Below are 1,395 nucleotides of genomic sequence, written 5' to 3'. Positions count from 1 at the left end.
GAATTAAAAATGGCTCATGTTTAATATTGTCAAGTTATTCCAATACCTTTGCACCCCATAAGTTTAACAGCAAAATTCATATCTAAATCAACTTATGGCCACTGCAAAATATATCTTCGTCACAGGTGGTGTGACGTCTTCATTAGGAAAAGGAATTATATCAGCTTCTTTAGGCAAACTTTTGCAAGCCAGAGGTTTTAAGGTTACTATCCAAAAGTTCGATCCTTACATCAATATCGATCCGGGTACGCTGAACCCATACGAACACGGTGAGTGCTTTGTAACAGATGATGGAGCTGAAACTGATCTTGACCTTGGACATTACGAGCGCTTTCTTAACTCACCGACTTCACAAGCTAATAATGTGACAACGGGGCGTATTTATAATAATGTAATAACAAAAGAGCGTAAGGGCGAATATCTCGGTAAAACTGTTCAGGTGGTGCCGCATATAACTGATGAAATCAAAAGAAATATCTATCAGCTAGGTGAAAGCGGAGAATTTGACTTTGTAATCACTGAGATTGGTGGCTGTGTTGGTGATATAGAGTCATTACCATTTATTGAGGCTGTTCGTCAGGTAAAATGGGACGTTGGAACCAACAATTTTCTGGTAATCCACCTTACTCTCATTCCATACTTAAGCGCTGCAAAAGAGCTTAAAACGAAACCTACACAACATTCTGTCAAGCAATTATTAGAAGCTGGTATTCAGCCAGACATATTGGTTTGCAGGTCTGAAAGACATTTACCACAAGATATCAGAAAGAAACTGGCGTTATTCTGTAATGTTCATATCAACTCGGTAATTGAGGCACTTGATGCTGAAACAATATATGATGTGCCAATACTTATGCGTAAAGAAAAACTTGCTGAGCGAGTTTTGGCCAAGCTGAAGATTAATCATAAAGAAGAACCTAATTTAGATCAGTGGAAAGGCTTTTTAGGTAAGCTAAAAAATCCTACTGATGAAGTAGATATCGGATTGGTAGGCAAGTATGTTGAATTGCCTGATGCTTATAAATCAATTGTTGAGTCGTTTGTACATGCAGGTGCTGCAAATGAGTGCAAAGTAAACCTCCATTGGATATCTTCAGAAACAGTAAATGCTGACAACTGCGAAAATATTTTAGGTGAATATCATGGTATTTTAGTGGCTCCCGGTTTTGGTGAAAGAGGGGTCCAGGGCAAAATTGAGGCAGTAAAGTACGTTCGCGAGAACAATGTTCCCTTCTTTGGAATTTGTCTCGGAATGCAATGCGCTGTAATTGAATTCGCTCGAAATGTACTAACGTTACCAAAAGCCTCATCAACTGAGATAGATAGTACAGCTAAAGATCCGGTGATTGATTTAATGGAAGATCAAAAAAAAGTAACAAATATGGGTGGTACCAT

Annotated in this window: 1 protein-coding gene; it reads left to right on the top strand. The window is 38.4% G+C overall.

What is annotated here, in order from left to right; all coding sequences use genetic code 11:
* Positions 1-94 precede the first annotated feature (94 nt).
* Positions 95-1,395: CTP synthase (pyrG, locus tag E1140_RS00345; RefSeq protein ID WP_155177971.1), on the top strand; the 1,301-nt coding region annotated here is incomplete at its 3' end.

Source organism: Fulvivirga lutimaris, from assembly GCF_009711525.1.
GTDB lineage: Bacteria > Bacteroidota > Bacteroidia > Cytophagales > Cyclobacteriaceae > Fulvivirga > Fulvivirga lutimaris.
Note: the sequence above shows the minus strand (reverse complement) of the source record. Positions and strands in the feature narration are given on the sequence as shown.